Below are 16,673 nucleotides of genomic sequence, written 5' to 3'. Positions count from 1 at the left end.
AGCCTATTTCTGCAGCAGCACGACCCGGCTCAGGATGTCCTTGATGTAGGCGCTCTCCTGGGCCATGCGCGCCTCGAAGGCTGCGCTGTCCAGGTCGGTGTCCACCGTGAAGTTCAGCCGTTCCATGTCGGCGCGCAGCGAGGGCTCCTTCATGGTCTTGGCGGTGGCGGCCTTGAGCACCGCGATCACCTCGGGCGGCGTGCCCTTGGGCACGGCCAGGCCGCGCCAGGTGCCGAGTTCGAGGTCGATGCCGCGTTCCTTGAGCGTGGGCACGGACTCGAAGCCCTTCACGCGCCGGTCGGCCATCACGCCCAGTGCGCGCAGCTTGCCCGCGCCGATGTGGGCCGCCACCTCGGGCGTGCTGACCGTGACCGCGTCCACATGGCCGCCCAGCAGCGCGAGCACGGCCGGCGCGCCGCCCGCATAGGGGATGTAGTTGAAGCTCGCGCCGGTGCGGTCGGCCAGCGCGGCCGCCGCCAGGTGCCACATCGAACCCTGGCCGGCATTGCCGACGCGCACGTTGGCATCGGGCTTCTTCGCGGCGGCGACGAACTGCTCCAGCGTGGTCCAGGGCGCGTCGGCGCGCACCACCACCACGGCCGGGTCGGCGTTGAGGCGGGCGATGGGTGTCAGGTCGTTCCAGCCGAACTTGGCCAGCCCGATCTGGTTCAGGAAGGTCACCTCGACCGTCGTGAGTGCCAGGCGGTAGCCGTCGGGCTTGGCGTTGATCACGTCGTTCCAGCCGATCACGCCGGCCGCGCCGGGCTTGTTGACCACCACGATGGGCTGCGGCAGGTGCTTCACGGCTGCAGCGGCGAAGCCGCGCGCCATCACGTCGGCGCCGCCGCCGGCCTGGTAGGGCACCACCAGTTCGATGGGGCGCACGGGATAGTCCGTGGCCTGCGCGGCGCCGGTGGCCAGCAGGCCGCCCAGGGCGAGCGAGAACGCGAGCAGGGTGCGAGGGGAACGGACGGAAGCGAGGATCGGCATGGTGTCTCCAGGGGTGGCGGAAAGGCGAACGTGCGTTGCGCTCAGAAATTCGGAAAGCCGGCAGGCGAGGGTGCGGGCTCGTCGAGCAGGATGCCTCGATCGACCGAGCGCACATCCGTGCGCCCGCAGAAAGCCATCGTCAGGTCCAGCTCCTTGTGGATCACCTGCAGCGCGCGGGTCACGCCGGCCTCGCCCATCGCGCCCAGGCCGTAGAGCATGGCGCGGCCGATGAAGGTGCCCTTGGCGCCCAGGGCCAGCGCCTTGAGCACGTCCTGGCCCGAGCGGATGCCGCCGTCCATGTGCACTTCGATGCGGTGGCCCACGGCCTCGGCGATGCGCGGCAGCGCGCGGATCGACGAGGGCGCGCCGTCGAGCTGGCGCCCGCCGTGGTTGGACACGATCAGCGCGTCGGCGCCGCTGTCGGCCGCGAGCCTGGCGTCGTCCACGTCCTGGATGCCCTTGAGGATCAGCTTGCCCGGCCACTGCTTGCGGATCCAGGCCACGTCCTGCCAGTTGAGCGTGGGGTCGTACTGCTGCGCGGTCCACTCGGCCAGCGATGTCATGGTCTCCACGCCGTCGACGTGGCCGACGATGTTGCCGAAGCTGCGGCGCCTGGTGCCCAGCATGCCCGCGCACCAGCGTGGCTTGCTCGCCATGTTGAGCAGGTTGGGCAGCGTGAGCCGCGGCGGCGCCGAGAGGCCGTTGCGCAGGTCCTTGTGGCGCTGGCCGCTGATCTGCAGGTCGAGCGTGAGCACCAGCGCCGTGCAGTTGGCCGCATGCGCGCGCGCCATCAGCCGCTCGACGAAGGCGCGGTCGCGCATCACGTAGAGCTGGAACCAGAAGGGGTGGCCGTCGGTGGCTTCGGCCACGTCCTCGATCGAGCAGATGCTCACGGTCGACAGTGTGAACGGGATGCCGAAAGCCTTGGCCGCGCGCGCCGCGAGGATCTCGCCGTCGGCGTGCTGCATGCCGGTCAGGCCGGTGGGTGCGATGGCCACGGGCATCGCCACGTCCTGGCCGAGCATCTGCGTGCGCGTGCTGCGCGCGCCGATGTCCACTGCCACGCGCTGGCGCAGCAGGATGCGCTGGAAGTCGGCCTCGTTGGCGCGGTAGGTGCTCTCGGTCCAGGAGCCGGCGTCGGCGTACTCGTAGAACATGCGCGGCACGCGCTTCTTCGCGAGCACGCGCAGGTCTTCGATGTTGGTGATCAGGGTCATGAAGGATGAGAAGGGGAAGAGATCAGCGCAGCCAGCTCGCCGGCATCAGGATCAGCTGCGGGAACAGCACGAACAGGAACATCAGCGCGGTCAGCGACAGCAGGAAGGGCCAGACACCCGAGATCACGCTGTCGAGGCTCACGCGCGCCGTGCCGGCCACCACGTTGAGCACCGTGCCCACGGGCGGCGTGAGCAGGCCGATGGCGTTGTTCATGATGAACATCACGCCGAAATACACCGGGTCGATGCCGGCCTTGGTGATCACCGGCATCAGGATGGGCGTCATGATCAGCACGGTCGGCATCAGGTCGAGCGCGGTGCCCACGATGATCACCAGCACCATGATCACGAACATCAGCAGGATCGGGCTGTCGACGAAGGGCTCGAGCAATTCGGTCACCTGCGCCGGGATGTTGGCGATGGTGATGAGCCATGCCGACACCAGCGCACAGGCCACGAGGAACAGCACCATGCTCGAGGTCTTGGCGGCGCTCAGTACCAGCTCGGGCATGCGCGAGAACGTGAGCTCGCCGTAGACGAACATGCCCACGACGAAGGCATAGACCACGGCCACCACCGCGGCCTCGGTCGGCGTGAACACGCCGAACTTCATGCCGCCGATGATCACGATCGGCAGGATCAGCGCCCACACGCCGTCGAGCAGCGTGCGGCCCAGCGCGTGGCCGCTGAATTCGCGCACCGCCACGCTCTTCTCCTTCTTCGCGCACAGCCACCAGGTGGCGGTGAGCGTCAGCGCCATCATGATTCCGGGGAACAGGCCGGCCAGGAACAGCTTGGTGATCGAGACCTGCGCCACCACGCCGAACACCACGATGGCGATCGAGGGCGGGATCACCGGCGCGATGATGCCGCCCGCGGCGATCAGCCCGGCCGCGCGCGGCACGTTGTAGCCGGCGTTGCGCATCATCGGGATCAGCAGCGCCGCGACCGCCGCGGTGTCGGCCACGGCCGAGCCCGAGATGCTGGCCACCACGGTGGCCGCGATGATCGCCACGTAGCCCAGGCCGCCGCGCACATGGCCGACCATCGCGTCGGCAACGCGCACGATGCGCGCCGAGAGGCCGCCGGCGTTCATGAGCTCACCCGCCAGCATGAAGAAGGGCACCGCCATCAGCGGATAGTTGTTGACGCCCTCGAGCATGTTCTGCGCGAGGATCTGGGTGTCGAAGCTGCCCAGGTGAACCATCAGCGCCACGCCGCAGAACAGCAGCGCGAAGGCGATGGGCATGCCGAAGGCCATGGCCCCGAGCAGCGAGGAGACGAAGACGAAGATGGTCATGCGTGCTTTCGGAATCGGGGGAGGCTCATTCGCCGGCGCTGCCGGTGTCGTTGACCAGTTCGGCGCGCGGCATGCGCCCGCTCAGCAGGCGCCAGAGCGAGCGCACCAGCAGCAGCGCCATGCCGGCGCTGCTCACCAGAAGGCAGGCGTAGACCACGCCGAGGGGCACGCCGGTGACCGGCGCGCGGTCGTCCATGCCGATCACCACCAGTTTCCACGCGCCGTGCACCAGCAGCAGGCAGCAGCCCAGCGCGCCCACGTCGGCCACGAAGCGGCAGAAGCGCTGGCCGCGCTCGCCCAGCCGCGCGACGATGGTCGACATGCCCAGGTGCATGTTGTCCTTCATCACCAGCAGCGCGCCGATCAGCGTGAGCCACATGAAGACGAAGCGCGAGGCTTCCTCCGAGAAGACGATGCCCGAGTTGAAGGCGTAGCGCAGCACCACGTTGCCGAACACGAGGGCGACCATGACGGCCATCATCGTGATCATCAGCACGTTCGCGGCGCGCTCGAAAAGGCGGGACAGCATGGCGGTCTCCTGTTGTTGTCGATAGGGGGTGCGTCGGCTTCAGCGGCTGGCGGGTGCGATGCGGTAGACGCGCAGTGCATTGCCGCACCAGATGGCATCGCGCGCCGCCGCATCGAGCGGTGCCAGCGCCTCGGCCACGGTGCGCACCACCTCGGCGAAGGGCGCGCGCAGGCCCGACACCGGCAGGTTGCTCGCGAACATGCAGCGCTGCGCACCGAAGATCTCGACCGTCTCGCGGATCACGCGCACATTGCTCGCGGCGTCCCAGGGCGCATCGGGCAGGCCGAATTCCGACAGCTTCACCACCACCTCGGGCCGCGCGGCCAACGCGGTCATGCCGCGGCGCCAGTGCGCGAGGCCGTCCTCGCTGCGGTCCCACGGCAGGCCTGCATGCTCGAGCGCCACGCGCAGGCCCGGAAAGCGGGCGATGGCCTCGGCCGCTTCTTCGAGGTGCCAGTAGGGCACGCGCACGTCCCACAGCAGGTCGTGGTCGCGCAGCAGGCCCAGGCCCGCGAGCCAGGGTTCGTGCTGCAGCGTGCCGGGTTGGCCGCGCACGCTGTCGGTGGGACTGCTTGCGATGCGCGGCTTGCAGCGCACACCGCGCACCAGCGGCCATTCGGCCTGCTGGCGCATCTGCGCCTCGGCATCGGGCGCGAGAAACTCCACGTTGGCGATCACCGCATCGGGAAAGCCATGCTGCGCATGGATGGCGTGCAGCCAGCGCGTCTCGGCCAGCGACTCGGCGCGCGAGCGTTCGGCCTCGACGTGCACGGTGGCGACGATGGGCAGGCCCGCGGTCACGGCACGGTAGTCGGCCACGCCGAAGTCGCGCTGCAGCACGCTGTAGTCGCCGAGGAAGAAGGCATCGGCGTCGTAGCCGTCCTGCAGCCAGGGGAAGTGGCCCTCCGACAGGTGCCAGAGGTGGTGGTGCGCGTCGACGATTGCGGCGGGGAGCTGCGGCGCGCTCACGGCTGCGCGTCCATGGCCTTGAGCACCGCGTCGCCGTTCCTCTCCACATAGAGCTTGCGCGTCTCGTCGCGCACGATCTGCCGGATGCTCGCGGTGTCGGGGTTCTCGTTGATCTGCATGCCCTTGGCGCGCAGCTGGGCGATCGCGTCCTTCTCGCCGTCGGCATTGAGCTTGCGCTGGAAGTTCGCTGCGGCGGCGGCCTCTTCGAGGACCACCTTCTGGAACTCGGGCTTGAGCGATTCGAAGCGCGCCTTGTTCATGATCACCACCAGCGGCGTGTAGGCATGGCGCGTGAGCGAGAGGTACTTCTGCACCTCGTACATCTTCGACGACATCATCAGCGTGGGCGGGTTCTCCTGGCCGTCGACCGCGCCCGACTCGAGCGCGCCGAAGACCTCGGCGAAGGGCATGGGCTGCGGGTTCGCGCCCAGCAGCTGGAAGGCCTTGAGGTGCGAGGGGTTCGGCGTGGTGCGGATCTTCAGGCCCTTGATGTCGGCGGCGGTGTTGATCGGCCGCTTGTTGTTGCCCAGGCTGCGAAAGCCGATTTCCCAGAAGGCCAGGCCCTTGATCTGGTGCGTGCCCAGCTCGTCGAGCAGGCCGCGGCCGACCGGGCCGTCGAGCGTGCGGTAGGCCTGCTGCGCATCGGCGAACTGGTAGGGCAGGTCGAGCGCGTTGAGCTTGGGCGCGAGGCCGGTGACGAAAGGGTTGCCGGTGGCGCCGATGTCGATGGTGCCGCTGCGCACGCCGGTCACCAGCGTCACGTCGTTGCCCAGCTGGCTGTTGGCGAAGACCTGGATCTCCACGCCGCCCTGGGTGCGTTCCTTGACGCGCTTGCCGAAGTCGAGCGCGGCCTTGTGCTGCGAGTCGCTCTCGGGCACGGTGTGGCTGAAGCGCAGCTTGACTGGCGCCTGCGCTGCGGCCGTGCCGGCGCCGAGCGCGAAGGCGAGGGCCAGCAGGCCACCCGCGAGTGGCTTGAATGGGGTATGCATGCTTGTCTCCTGTTGTGAATGGCTGATGCGATGCGGCTCAGACCGTGACCTTGGCTTCCTTGACCACCTTGGCCCACTTCTCCTTCTCGACCGCGATGAAGTCGACGAACTTCGCGGCCGAGCCGCCGCCGTCCTCGGCGCCGTAGCTGGCCAGCTTCTCGGCCACGTCGGGCATCGAGAGCACCTTGTTGAAGTCCTCGTTCATGCGCTGCACCATCGCCGGCGGCAGGCGCGCCGGGCCGGCCAGGCCGTACCAGGTGCTGGCGTCGAAGCCGGGGTAGCCCAGCTCGGCCACGGTCGGCACCTGGGGCTGGGCCTTCGATCGCTGCGGCCGGGTCTGCGCGATGGCCAGCAGCTTGCCGCTGGCCACGTGCGGTGTGGCCGAGGTCATGGTCTCGAAGCTGTAGTTGATCTGGCCGCCGATCAGGTCGGTCAGCATCGGTGCCGAGCCGCGGTAGGGCACATGCAGCGCATCCACGTTGGCGCGCAGCTTGAACAGCTCGGTCGCCAGGTGCTGCGAGGCGCCCGCGCCCGAGGAGCCGAAGGTGATCGCGCCGGGCTTGTTGCGGCACAGCGCCACCACGTCCTTGAGCGTGCGCGCCGGCTGGCTGGTGTTGCAGATCAGCAGGTTGGGCGTGATGCCGACCAGCACGATCGGCGTGAAGTCGCGCTCCACCACATAGGACAGCGAGGGGTAGAGCGCGGGCGCGATCGCATGGTTGCTGATGTTGGTCATCAGCAGCGTGGTGCCGTCGCCGGGCTGCTTGGCCACGTACTCGGCCGCGATCACGCCGCCCGCGCCGGTCTTGTTCTCGACCGTGACCGGCGTGCCCCACAGGACCGACAGCTTCTGCGCCATCACGCGGGCCATCACGTCGGTGCCGCCGCCGGGCGGAAAGCCCACGACGATGCGGATCGGGCCGCTCGGCAGCGGCGATTGCGCATGCACCAGCGGCACGCTGCAGGCGGCGAGGGTGGTGGCGAGGAAGTGGCGTCTTTGCATGTCTTTGTCTCCGGTTTTTTCTTTGGAAAGGCCGCGGCCGTCAGGGCTCAGAGCGAGTCCATCAACATCGCCTGGTAGTCGGCGGGGCTGGCCTCGCGCGGGTTGGTCTTGTGGCAGTGGTCCTTGAGCGCGCCCTCGATCACGCGCGGGAAGATCCCGGGCGAGACGTCGAGCGCGGCCAGGCCGGTGGGCAGGCCGAGCCGGCGGTTCATCGCGCTCACCGCGGGCGCCACCTCGTCGGCGCCGCCCAGGCCCATGGCCTGCGCCATGCGCGCGAGCCGCTGCTCCTGGTGCATCGACGGGGCCTCGGCGTTGAAGCGGATCACGGCCGGCAGCAGGATCGCGTTGAGCGTGCCGTGGTGCAGCCGCGGGCTCAGGCCGCCCATCGAATGGCTCAGGCTGTGCACGCAGCCCAGGCCCTTCTGGAACGCCAGCGCGCCCTGCATCGAGGCGCTCATCATGTGAAGCCGGGCCTCGCGGTCGCCGGGCGTCGAAGTCGCGGTCTCGATGTGCATCCAGCCGCGGCGCAGGCCGTCGAGTGCGATGCCGTCGGCCGGCGGGTTGAAGGCCGGCGCCATAAAGGTCTCCATGCAGTGCGCGATCGCGTCCATGCCGGTGGCCGCGGTGAGCAGCGGCGGCAGGCCCAGCGTGAGTTCGGGATCGCACAGCGCGACGCGCGGCACCAGGTGCGGCGAGAGCACGCCGACCTTGCGGCCGTCGTCGAGGATCAGCACCGCGCCGCGCCCGACCTCGCTGCCGGTGCCGGCCGTGGTGGGCACGGCGATCACCGGCGCGGTGGCGGCCGTGATGCGTGCCGCACCGTCCTCGATGGCCGCGAAGGACTTGAGCGGGCCATCGTGCGTGGCGCAGACCGCCACGCCCTTGGCCAGGTCGATCGGCGAGCCGCCGCCGACCGCGACGATGCCGTCGCACTGGTTCTCCAGATACATCGCGACCGCGGCGCGCATCGCACGCTCGGTGGGATTGGAGGGCGTGCCGTCGAACACCACGAAGGGCAGGCCGCCCAGCTGCGCGGTCACGCGGTCGAGCACACCCGCGGCGCGCACGCCGGCGTCGCTGACCACCAGCGGCCGGCGGATGCCGATGCGTTCGCATTCGTGCGCGAGCAGCTGCACGGCACCGAAGTCGATCTGGATCTGGGTGATGTAGTTGATGAGGGCCATGCGGTCTCCGTTCGGGCTGCGATTGCGGGTGTTGTCTCTTCGATAGGCCTCGGCTGCGGCTGCAGTCGGCGCTCCGACGTCGTGGGCCGCGAGTCTAGGAACGGGTCGCCTGCGGGGCAACGTGGAATAACTTGAAGCCCGACCGAGAAAAATTCACAAGCCATGCACCAGGGGTCGCGCGAGTTTTTCTTGAAGACCGGCCCAGTTTTTTTCGTTTGTCCGCAAGGCCCGCGCTTCCTAGACTTCGGGCCGTTCACACCCCTCATCCCACGCCGCCGGCCAAGGCGCGGCGCACCACACGAAAGAGACGACCCGACATGACCCCGCTCATCCTCATCGAGCGCGACGAGCGCATCGCCACCGTCATCCTCAACAAGCCCGACAAGTTGAATGCCATGGACCTGGGCATGTGGCAGGGTCTGAGCGAGGCCTTCGCCGAGCTGTCGGCTGACGACGCACTGCGCTGCATCGTGCTGCGCGGCGCCGGCGGCAAGGCCTTCTCGGCCGGCGCCGACATCGAGGAGTTCACGCGCCTGCGTTCCAGCGCGGCCCAGGCCGGCGACTACGCCCAGGTCACGCACGCGGCGATGCAGGCCATCGCGCGCAGCAAGCACCCGACGCTGGCCGTGATCGAGGGCGCCTGCGTGGGCGGCGGGCTGGAGATCGCCTCGGTCTGCGACATGCGCATCTGCGGGACGTCCAGCCGCTTCGGCGTGCCGGTCAACAAGCTGGGCCTGGTGATGTCGTACGGCGAACTGGGCGGCCTGGTCGACCTGGTGGGCAGCGCCACCGCGCTCGAGATCGTGCTCGAGGGCCGCGTGTTCGACGCCAAGGAAGCCTTCGAGAAGCGGCTGGTCAACCGCGTGGTCGACGACGCCGAGGTGCTGGCGCAGGGCCAGGCCACTGCGCGCCGCATCGCCAACGGCGCGCCGCTGGTGGCGCGCTGGCACAAGAAGTTCGTGCGCCGCCTGGCGCAGCCCCAGCCGCTGACAGCGGCCGAGGCCGACGAGGCCTATGCCTGCTTCGACACCGAGGACTTCCGGATCGGCTTCCAGGCCTTCCTCGCCAAGACCAAGCCGGTCTTCACGGGCCGCTGAGCGCGCCCGTTTTCACGACATTCCCACGGAGCACCGCGTGACCCTTCCTCTTTCCCGCATCAAGGTCCTCGACGTCAGCCAGATCATGGCCGGCCCTTTCTGCTGCATGCTGCTCGGCGACATGGGCGCGGACGTCATCAAGGTCGAGACGCCGGGCATCGGCGACCAGACCCGCAAGTCGATGGGCTTCCGCCTCAAGGGCGAGGACAGCGGCGGCTTCCTGGCGCTGAACCGCAACAAGCGCAGCGTCGAGATCGACCTCAAGAGCCCGGCCGGCCTCGAAGCCTTCTATGCGCTGGTGAAGGAGGCCGACGTGCTGGTCGAGAACAACCGGCCCGGCGTGGTCGCGCGGCTCAAGATCGACTACGCCACCTTGCGCGAGATCAACCCGCGGCTGGTCTACGCCAGCATCTCGGGCTTCGGCCAGACCGGTCCCTGGTCGCGCCGCCCCGGTCTCGACCTGATCGCGCAGGCCATGACCGGCGTGATGAGCGTGATGGGCCATGCGGGCCAACCGCCCGTCAAGTCGAGCGTGCCGCTGGCCGACCTGGGCGCGGGCCTGTTCGCGGCCTACGGCATCCTGAGCGCGATCATCGGCCGCGGCATCACCGGCGAGGGCCAGTTCATCGACGCCTCGCTGTTCGAGACCGCGCTGAGCCTGTCGGTGTGGGAGTCGGCCGAGTACTGGGGCACGGGCGAGGTGCCGGTGCCCATCGGCAGCGCCAACCGCATGAGCGCGCCCTACCAGGCGGTGCGTGCGTCGGACCGTCCCTTCGTCATCGGCGCGGCCAACCAGAAGCTCTGGAAGGCACTGTGCGGCGTGATCGGGCGCGACGACATGGTGCAGGACGCGCGCTTCACCGACAACGTGCTGCGCATCCGGAACCGCGAGGTGCTGATCGCCGAGCTCGAGGCCGAGTTCGCGCGCGGCACCGCCGACGAATGGGTCGATGCACTGCTCGCGGCCGGCGTGCCCGCAGGCCCGATCTACGACTACGCCGAGGCGCTCGGCAGCGAGCAGGCGGTGGCGCGCGACATGGTGCTGACCATCGACCACCCCGTCGAGGGCAAGACCCGTGCGCTGGGCTTTCCGGTCAAACTCAGCGGCACGCCGCAGCAGGTGCGCCATCCCGCGCCGCTGCTGGGCCAGCACACCGAGCAGGTGCTGGGCGAGATCGGCCTGTCGGCGGAACGCATCGAAGCGCTGCGCCAGGCGGGTGCCTTCGGTGCCGTCAAGGTCGGCGCCGCCGCAGCGAACTGAAGCGATGCGAACAGAAAAAAACGGAGACAGGACATGACGACAGAACCTTCCTTCGACCCCGCGCGCCGCCACGGCCTGCGCGCGGCCCTGCTGCTGGGCGCCACGTTCGCCGTGCCCGCCTGGGCCCAGCCCGGTGCCTATCCAGCCAAGCCGATCGAACTGGTCGTGCCCTGGCAGGCGGGCGGCGGTGCCGACGTGGTCGGCCGCTCCTTCGGGGCCGCGGTCGCGAAGTTCTTGCCGCAGCCGCTGGTGGTGGTCAACCGCCCCGGCGCCAGCGGCGTGCTGGGCCTGGGCGAGGTGGTCAACGCCAAGCCCGACGGCTACAAGATCGTGCTCTCGTCGACCGAGCTCACCTTCCTCAACCACCTGGGCCTGGCCAAGTTCTCGTACAGGGACCTGCGGCCGATCGCACGGCTGAACGCCGACCCGGCCGCCGTGGTGGTGCGCGCCGATGCGCCCTGGACCACGCTCGAGCAGTTCCTCGACGCCTCGCGCAAGGCCGACGCGAACATCCGCGTGGGCAACGCCGGCCATGGCTCGACCTGGCACATGGCGGCCGCGGCGCTGGGCGAGAAGACCGGCGCGAAGTTCAACCACATCCCGTACCCTGGCGGCGCGCCCGCGGTGCTGGCGCTGCTGGGCGGCCACATCGAGGCGGTGACGGTCAGCACGGCCGAGGTGTCGAGCTACGTGGCGGCCGGCAAGCTCAAGGCGCTGGCCGTGATGGCCGACAAGCGCGTGGCCGACGGCTTCGAGACCATCCCCACGCTCAAGGAGCGCAACATCGATCTGTCGATCGGCATCTGGCGCGGCCTCTCGGCGCCGCGCAACACGCCCGACGAGGTGATGGCCGTGCTCAGGGCCGCGACCGCCAGGGCGGTCAAGGAGCCGGTCTGGATCGATGCGCTCACCAAGCTGCACTTCAGCACCGACACCTACGCCGACGATGCGACGCTGGAGTCCGTGATGACGAGGGAGAGCGCCTTCTTCAAGGAGCTCGCGGGCAAGCTCAAGCTCGCGGGCTGAGCGCGAGAATCCGGCGATGGATTTCGAGTTCGACGAGCCCTTCATCGATGCGCACCAGCATTTCTGGGACCTGGGCGCCAACCCCTATCCCTGGCTGCAGGGCGAGACGGTGCCGAACTTCCGTTACGGCGACTACGCGGCGTTGAAGCGCAACTACCTGCCCGAGGACCTGGCGCGCGACACGCGCGGCCATGCGCCCGCGGGCACGGTGCACATCGAGGCCGAGTGGGAGCGCGCAGACCCGGTGGCCGAGACGCGCTGGCTCACGCAGCTAGCGCAGACGCAGGGCCGGCCCACCGCGCTGGTCGCGCACGTGGCGCTCGACCAGGGCGATGCGCCCGAATTGCTGGCCGCGCAGACCGCGTTTCCGCTGGTGCGCGGCATCCGGCACAAGCCGGTGGCCGCGGCTTCAGAGGGCGCGGCAAAGCGTGGCCTCGCGGGCTCGATGGACGATGAGCGCTGGCGCCGCGGCTATGCGCTGCTGCAGTCGCACGGCCTGTCCTTCGACCTGCAGGCGCCCTGGTGGAACCTCGACCAGGCGGCGGACCTGGCGCGCGACTTTCCGCAGACGCTGCTGATCCTCAACCACACGGGCCTGCCGGCCGACCGCAGTGCGGCCGGCCTCGCGGGCTGGCGCCGCGCGCTGGAGGCATTGGCCGCGCAGCCCAACACCGCCATCAAGATCTCGGGCCTGGGCCAGCGCGGCAAGCCGTGGACGCAGGCCGACAACGTGCCGGTGATCCGCGACGCCATCGCGATCTTCGGCGCCGCGCGCAGCCTGTTCGCGAGCAACTTCCCGGTCGACAGCCTGGTGGCCGGCTACGGGTCGATCCTCGCGGGCTTCGTCGCGGCCATCGCCGACCGGCCGGTGGCCGAGCGGCGTGCGCTGCTGCACGGCAACGCGGTGCGGGTCTATCGGCTGGGTTGAACGGCGCCGGCCTCAGGCCAGCATGTCCTCGGTGATCAACTCCCAGTGCGCCGCGTCGACCGGCGTGATCGACAGCCGGTTGCCGCGCTTGAGCACCACCATCTCGGCCAGTGCCGGCGTCGCGCGCAGCTCGGGCAGGCCGAGCAGGCGTGTCTTGCGCAGGGCCTGCACGTCCAGCAACAGCCAGCGCGGCGCCTCGGCCTTCGACGCCGCGTCGAAGTAGGGCGAGGCAGGGTCGAACTGGGTGGGGTCGGTGCGCGTGCCCGAGGCGACGCGCGCAATGCCGGCGATGCCCGGCTCGGCGCAGCCCGAGTGATAGAACAGCACGCCGTCGCCGACCTGCATGCCGTCGCGCATGAAGTTGCGCGCCTGGTAGTTGCGCACGCCGGTCCAGGGCACGGTGGATTCGGGCGCGGCGAGCGCGTCGTCGATCGCGCATTCGTCGGGTTCGGATTTCATCAGCCAATAGCGGGTCATGGCGCGCCTTCCGTTCTCTTCTCGCCGTTCAGGACGCGAAGGCGGTCAGCCCGGCAATGGCCGGGGCGCTGCCAGGCGGCTCGTTGGCCACCTCCTGGCGCACCCAGTCGACGAAGGCCGCGATGCGACGGTCGTTGACGCGTTCCTCGGGATAGACGATGAAGTAGGAGAACTCGACCGGCAGGCTGATGTCGAAGGGCCGCACCAGCAGGCCGTCGGCCAGGTCCTTGAGCACCCAATTCTTCTTGGCCAGCGCCACGCCGAGGCCGTCGACCGCGGCGTTGAGCACCAGGTGGCTGGGCCAGAACGAGGGCCCGCGCGTGGCATCGACGTCGGTCACACCCGCATGCTCGAGCCACATGGCCCAGTGCGGGTTGCTCACGTCGCTGTAGGTGCTGTCGTCGTGCAGCAGCGTATGGAAGCGCAGGTCGGACGGCGTGTGCAGCGGGTGCTCGCCGCGCATCAGCGCCGGGCTGCAGACCGGGAACACTTCGACCGGCAGGCACAGCTCGGAATGCAGGCCGGGGTACCTGCCGCGGCCGTAGCGCACGGCCAGGTCGAAATCCTCGCGCGCGAAGTCGACCATGTGCTTGGAGGTCGAGACCTTGAGGTCGATCTCGGAGTGCGCCTTCATGAAGCGGTCCATGCGCGGGATCAGCCACTTGACCGCGAAGGTCGGCGGCACGTTGATCTTGAGCGCAGGCATGCCCTGGGTCTGCAGCTGGTGCGTGGCATGCGCGAGCTGCTTGAAGGCCTGCTGCACGCCCGGCAGGTAGGCCTTGCCGGCGGCGGTCAGCGACAGCGACTTGGCATCGCGCGTGAACAGCGCGATGCCCAGGCTTTCTTCCAGCGTCTTGATCTGGTGGCTCACGGCCGAGGGCGTGACGAACAGTTCTTCCGCGGCGCGCGTGAAGCTCAGGTGCCGGGCGGCGACTTCGAAAGCCCTCAGGGGATTGAGCGGCGGGATGGGGCGCGACACAGTGGATTCCTTGGGTGACCGGCCCGGATCGGCAGACCCGGGGCACCGGCCGAGTGTGCGCCAAAAGCCTTCAATATTTTCTCCGCATTCGCCCTAGAAAAACTCGTTTGCCCTGCAGGGGCATGCCTTCCTAGACTGGCGCCCCTCGCTCCATCGGCACGGCCCCGGCCGCGCGTGCAGGCGTTCTTCGGCCGGCCGAAACCGGCAGAGCGGCGGCAACGGCCATCGCGCGGCGCAAGCCGCATCGGTGCATTTCCCTTTTCATCCCAACCAAGAAATCGAGGCATTCCCATGGTCATCAAGACTTTCACTTCCCTGTGCATCGCACTGCTCGCCGCGCTCGCCTTCGGCACGTCGGCGCAGGCGCAGGACCTGACCGGCAAGATCACGCGCACGCCCACCGGCTACCTGATGGTGCTGCGCAACGGCGACGACGTGCTCGCCCACATCGAGAAGCTGGCGCAGGTCGAGCAGATCCAGAGCGCGAGCATCTTCGGCATCGGCTTCATGCGCGAGGCGACCTTCGGCTTCTACGACTTCTCGAAGAAGGTCTTCAACCCCAAGACCTTCAAGGACGTCGAGATGGCCAACCTCACCGGCAGCATCGCGTGGAAGGAAGGCAAGCCCTCCATCCATGCGCACGGCATCGTGACCGACGGCAGCTTCATCGGCGCCGGAGGCCACTTCCTGGGCATGACCGTGGGCACGGGCTCGTGCGAGATCACGGTCATCCTGCATCCTCAGCGGCTGGAACGTTTCGTGGACCCGGCCATCGGTGCGAACGTGCTGGGGCTGTATCCGGGTGCGAAGTAGGGAAGGCGCTGTTTGCACCGAGGCGGTGCAGACGCGCGCTCGCCACCGGCTTAGGCTGGATTCGACAGCTGCCGTAGGAGTTGGCCGACGGCCGCCGATCAAGTGCGACCGTCTCCCTCTGAGACCCGGTGCCTGCGGCGATTCGTGCGCACCGTTGGATACGGAATCGCGCCATGCGCCTCTGGTGCGATGGGCCAACCGTCCCTAGAGTGGTTCGTTCGATGGGCGAGCGGCGGTGACGTGCCGCGCTCGACATCGCCTCCCCACGAAGAAGGACGAACCCATGCAAAGCTCGAACCATTTGCCGATCACCCGGCGTGGGCTGCTCGCCGCCGGCGCGGCATCCGCCTCGGCGACGGTGGTCGCCAGAACGGCGCAGGCGCCCGACGCCGCGCGACCCCCGAGTCCATCCGCCGGCAGCCAGCCACTCACGACCGTGACGCTGCAGGTCAACGGCAAGACGCAGCGCCTGGCGCTCGACACGCGCACCACGCTGCTCGACGCCCTGCGCGAGCACCTGCACCTCACCGGCACGAAAAAAGGCTGCGACCACGGCCAATGCGGTGCCTGCACCGTCATCGTCGACGGCCAGCGCATCAATTCCTGCCTCACGCTCGCCGTCATGCACGAAGGCGGCGCGGTCACCACGATCGAAGGCCTGGGCACGCCCGACCGGCTGCACCCGCTGCAGGCGGCCTTCGTCAAGCACGACGGCTTCCAGTGCGGCTACTGCACACCGGGCCAGATCTGTTCGGCCGCGGGCGTGCTCGAGGAAATCGAGCAGGGCATTCCCAGCCATGTGAGCGAGGACCTGAACGCGAAGCCGATGTTCTCCGCCGCCGAGCTGCGCGAACGCATGAGCGGCAACATCTGCCGCTGCGGTGCGTACAGCAACATCGTGGATGCGATCACCGAAGTCGCGGGTAACACGGGTAACGCGGGCAAGGGAGGCAAGGCATGAAATCCTTCACCTATCAACGCGTGACCTCGACCGAGGACGCGCTGGCCCAGGCCATGCGCGTGCCGGGTGCGAAGTTCATCGCTGGCGGCACCAACCTGCTCGACCTGATGAAGCTGGAGATCGAGACACCGGCGCATCTGGTCGACCTCAACGGCCTCGGCCTCAAGGCCATCGAGCCGACAGCCAACGGCGGCCTGCGCATCGGCGCGCTGGTGAGCAACACCCAGCTCGCGGCCGACATGCGGGTGCGGCGCGACTACGGCGTGCTGTCGCGTGCGCTGCTGGCCGGCGCCTCGGGTCAGTTGCGCAACAAGGCCAGTACCGCGGGCAACCTGCTGCAGCGCACGCGCTGCCCTTATTTCTACGACACCAACCAGGCCTGCAACAAGCGCCAGCCGGGCAGCGGTTGCGCGGCCATCGGCGGCGTGAGCAAGCAGCTGGCGGTGGTCGGCGGCAGCGACGCCTGCATCGCCACGCACCCGAGCGACATGGCGGTCGCGATGCGCGTGCTCGATGCCTCGGTCGAGACGGTGCGCAGCGACGGCACGCGCCGCGTGATCCCGATTGCCGAGCTGCACCGGCTGCCCGGCACCACGCCACACGTCGAGACCGCGCTGGCCGCGGGCGAGCTGATCACGGCCGTCACGCTGCCGAGCCCGATCGGCGGCAAGCACATCTATCACAAGGTGCGAGATCGCGCGTCCTATGCGTTCGCGGTGGTGTCGGTCGCGGCCATCGTGCAGCGCGACGGCAGCGGGCGCGTCGCGCTCGGTGGCGTGGCACCGCGGCCCTGGCGCATGGAGAGCGCCGATGCGTCGATGCCGCGCGGTGCGAAATCGGTGGCCGACGCGCTGTTCGCCGAGGCGCGACCCACCACGCACAACGCCTTCAAGTTGCCGCTGGCCGAGCGCACGCTCGCCGCCACCCTCGCCCAAGCCAGGACCTGAGCC

At 69.2% G+C, this 16,673-nt stretch carries 17 protein-coding genes; 7 read left to right on the top strand and 10 right to left on the bottom strand.

Annotation, left to right across the window (positions count from 1 at the left end; translation table 11 throughout):
* Nucleotides 1-3: 3 nt before the first annotated feature.
* Genes ACSFBC_RS08780 through ACSFBC_RS08745 form a run of 8 tightly spaced genes read right to left on the bottom strand, consistent with a single transcriptional unit; the run spans nt 4 to nt 8,181 of the window.
* On the bottom strand, nt 4-990 hold the full coding sequence (locus tag ACSFBC_RS08780) for a Bug family tripartite tricarboxylate transporter substrate binding protein (RefSeq protein WP_435509915.1): 987 nt from the start codon (nt 988-990) through the stop codon (nt 4-6).
* Nucleotides 991-1,031: 41 nt separating this feature from the next.
* Nucleotides 1,032-2,207, bottom strand: a complete 1,176-nt coding sequence (locus tag ACSFBC_RS08775; protein ID WP_435509914.1) for an alpha-hydroxy acid oxidase — start codon at nt 2,205-2,207, stop codon at nt 1,032-1,034.
* Between the two features lie 22 nt (nt 2,208-2,229).
* Nucleotides 2,230-3,507 carry a TRAP transporter large permease subunit gene (locus ACSFBC_RS08770; protein WP_435509913.1) on the bottom strand — a complete coding sequence of 426 codons (1,278 nt, stop codon included), beginning with the start codon at nt 3,505-3,507 and terminating at the stop codon, nt 2,230-2,232.
* A gap of 25 nt (nt 3,508-3,532) precedes the next feature.
* Nucleotides 3,533-4,036, bottom strand: a complete 504-nt coding sequence (locus ACSFBC_RS08765; RefSeq protein WP_435509912.1) for a TRAP transporter small permease — start codon at nt 4,034-4,036, stop codon at nt 3,533-3,535.
* 39 nt (nt 4,037-4,075) lie between these two features.
* A complete protein-coding gene (locus ACSFBC_RS08760) occupies nt 4,076-5,005 on the bottom strand; it encodes an amidohydrolase family protein (RefSeq protein ID WP_435509911.1) in 930 nt (309 codons plus the stop codon).
* On the bottom strand, nt 5,002-5,994 hold the full coding sequence (locus ACSFBC_RS08755) for a TRAP transporter substrate-binding protein (protein WP_435509910.1): 993 nt from the start codon (nt 5,992-5,994) through the stop codon (nt 5,002-5,004). Before ACSFBC_RS08755 ends, ACSFBC_RS08760 begins: the two co-directional genes overlap by 4 nt.
* A gap of 37 nt (nt 5,995-6,031) precedes the next feature.
* On the bottom strand, nt 6,032-6,997 hold the full coding sequence (locus tag ACSFBC_RS08750) for a Bug family tripartite tricarboxylate transporter substrate binding protein (protein WP_435509909.1): 966 nt from the start codon (nt 6,995-6,997) through the stop codon (nt 6,032-6,034).
* Between the two features lie 47 nt (nt 6,998-7,044).
* On the bottom strand, nt 7,045-8,181 hold the full coding sequence (locus ACSFBC_RS08745) for an iron-containing alcohol dehydrogenase (protein ID WP_435509908.1): 1,137 nt from the start codon (nt 8,179-8,181) through the stop codon (nt 7,045-7,047).
* A 317-nt stretch (nt 8,182-8,498) separates the two neighbouring features.
* Between ACSFBC_RS08745 and ACSFBC_RS08740 the strand changes: the two genes are divergently transcribed.
* The 4 genes from ACSFBC_RS08740 to ACSFBC_RS08725 are packed head-to-tail and all read left to right on the top strand — an operon-like array spanning nt 8,499 to nt 12,493.
* Nucleotides 8,499-9,278 carry an enoyl-CoA hydratase-related protein gene (locus ACSFBC_RS08740; protein WP_435509907.1) on the top strand — a complete coding sequence of 260 codons (780 nt, stop codon included), beginning with the start codon at nt 8,499-8,501 and terminating at the stop codon, nt 9,276-9,278.
* Between the two features lie 37 nt (nt 9,279-9,315).
* On the top strand, nt 9,316-10,539 hold the full coding sequence (locus ACSFBC_RS08735) for a CaiB/BaiF CoA transferase family protein (RefSeq protein ID WP_435509906.1): 1,224 nt from the start codon (nt 9,316-9,318) through the stop codon (nt 10,537-10,539).
* Between the two features lie 33 nt (nt 10,540-10,572).
* Nucleotides 10,573-11,565 carry a Bug family tripartite tricarboxylate transporter substrate binding protein gene (locus tag ACSFBC_RS08730; protein WP_435509905.1) on the top strand — a complete coding sequence of 331 codons (993 nt, stop codon included), beginning with the start codon at nt 10,573-10,575 and terminating at the stop codon, nt 11,563-11,565.
* Between the two features lie 16 nt (nt 11,566-11,581).
* Nucleotides 11,582-12,493 carry an amidohydrolase family protein gene (locus ACSFBC_RS08725; RefSeq protein WP_435509904.1) on the top strand — a complete coding sequence of 304 codons (912 nt, stop codon included), beginning with the start codon at nt 11,582-11,584 and terminating at the stop codon, nt 12,491-12,493.
* Nucleotides 12,494-12,505: 12 nt separating this feature from the next.
* On the opposite strand, the gene ACSFBC_RS08720 is transcribed toward ACSFBC_RS08725, so the two are convergent.
* Entirely contained in the window at nt 12,506-12,970 is a 465-nt protein-coding gene (locus tag ACSFBC_RS08720; RefSeq protein ID WP_435509903.1) for an EVE domain-containing protein, read from the bottom strand.
* A gap of 28 nt (nt 12,971-12,998) precedes the next feature.
* Nucleotides 12,999-13,949, bottom strand: coding sequence for a transcriptional regulator GcvA (locus ACSFBC_RS08715; protein WP_435509902.1), 951 nt, complete (start codon nt 13,947-13,949; stop codon nt 12,999-13,001).
* A gap of 291 nt (nt 13,950-14,240) precedes the next feature.
* Between ACSFBC_RS08715 and ACSFBC_RS08710 the strand changes: the two genes are divergently transcribed.
* From ACSFBC_RS08710 to ACSFBC_RS08700, 3 genes are all read left to right on the top strand, one after another.
* A complete protein-coding gene (locus tag ACSFBC_RS08710) occupies nt 14,241-14,762 on the top strand; it encodes a PPC domain-containing DNA-binding protein (RefSeq protein ID WP_435509901.1) in 522 nt (173 codons plus the stop codon).
* A gap of 283 nt (nt 14,763-15,045) precedes the next feature.
* Entirely contained in the window at nt 15,046-15,723 is a 678-nt protein-coding gene (gene paoA, locus ACSFBC_RS08705; protein WP_435509900.1) for an aldehyde dehydrogenase iron-sulfur subunit PaoA, read from the top strand.
* Nucleotides 15,720-16,670: an FAD binding domain-containing protein gene (locus ACSFBC_RS08700; protein WP_435509899.1), complete on the top strand. Its 951-nt coding sequence runs from the start codon at nt 15,720-15,722 to the stop codon at nt 16,668-16,670. The genes paoA and ACSFBC_RS08700 overlap by 4 nt, the downstream gene beginning before the upstream one ends.
* The last annotated feature ends 3 nt before the right edge of the window (nt 16,671-16,673 follow it).

The sequence above is a fragment of the Variovorax frigidus genome (genome assembly GCF_051216515.1).
In the GTDB taxonomy this organism is placed as follows: Bacteria; Pseudomonadota; Gammaproteobacteria; order Burkholderiales; family Burkholderiaceae_C; genus Variovorax.
The sequence above is the reverse complement of the archived record's forward strand: the minus strand, read 5'-3'. Positions and strand labels throughout refer to the sequence as shown.

What these genes read in the sequence shown, in the direction of transcription:
- ACSFBC_RS08770 (WP_435509913.1), bottom strand. Translation starts at nt 3,507, where the DNA reads ATGACCATCTTCGTCTTCGTCTCCTCGCTGCTCGGGGCCATGGCCTTC.
- paoA (WP_435509900.1), top strand. Translation starts at nt 15,046, where the DNA reads ATGCAAAGCTCGAACCATTTGCCGATCACCCGGCGTGGGCTGCTCGCC.
- ACSFBC_RS08780 (WP_435509915.1), bottom strand. Translation starts at nt 990, where the DNA reads ATGCCGATCCTCGCTTCCGTCCGTTCCCCTCGCACCCTGCTCGCGTTC.
- ACSFBC_RS08740 (WP_435509907.1), top strand. Translation starts at nt 8,499, where the DNA reads ATGACCCCGCTCATCCTCATCGAGCGCGACGAGCGCATCGCCACCGTC.
- ACSFBC_RS08720 (WP_435509903.1), bottom strand. Translation starts at nt 12,970, where the DNA reads ATGACCCGCTATTGGCTGATGAAATCCGAACCCGACGAATGCGCGATC.
- ACSFBC_RS08755 (WP_435509910.1), bottom strand. Translation starts at nt 5,994, where the DNA reads ATGCATACCCCATTCAAGCCACTCGCGGGTGGCCTGCTGGCCCTCGCC.
- ACSFBC_RS08775 (WP_435509914.1), bottom strand. Translation starts at nt 2,207, where the DNA reads ATGACCCTGATCACCAACATCGAAGACCTGCGCGTGCTCGCGAAGAAG.
- ACSFBC_RS08730 (WP_435509905.1), top strand. Translation starts at nt 10,573, where the DNA reads ATGACGACAGAACCTTCCTTCGACCCCGCGCGCCGCCACGGCCTGCGC.
- ACSFBC_RS08725 (WP_435509904.1), top strand. Translation starts at nt 11,582, where the DNA reads ATGGATTTCGAGTTCGACGAGCCCTTCATCGATGCGCACCAGCATTTC.
- ACSFBC_RS08710 (WP_435509901.1), top strand. Translation starts at nt 14,241, where the DNA reads ATGGTCATCAAGACTTTCACTTCCCTGTGCATCGCACTGCTCGCCGCG.
- ACSFBC_RS08745 (WP_435509908.1), bottom strand. Translation starts at nt 8,181, where the DNA reads ATGGCCCTCATCAACTACATCACCCAGATCCAGATCGACTTCGGTGCC.
- ACSFBC_RS08750 (WP_435509909.1), bottom strand. Translation starts at nt 6,997, where the DNA reads ATGCAAAGACGCCACTTCCTCGCCACCACCCTCGCCGCCTGCAGCGTG.
- ACSFBC_RS08765 (WP_435509912.1), bottom strand. Translation starts at nt 4,036, where the DNA reads ATGCTGTCCCGCCTTTTCGAGCGCGCCGCGAACGTGCTGATGATCACG.
- ACSFBC_RS08700 (WP_435509899.1), top strand. Translation starts at nt 15,720, where the DNA reads ATGAAATCCTTCACCTATCAACGCGTGACCTCGACCGAGGACGCGCTG.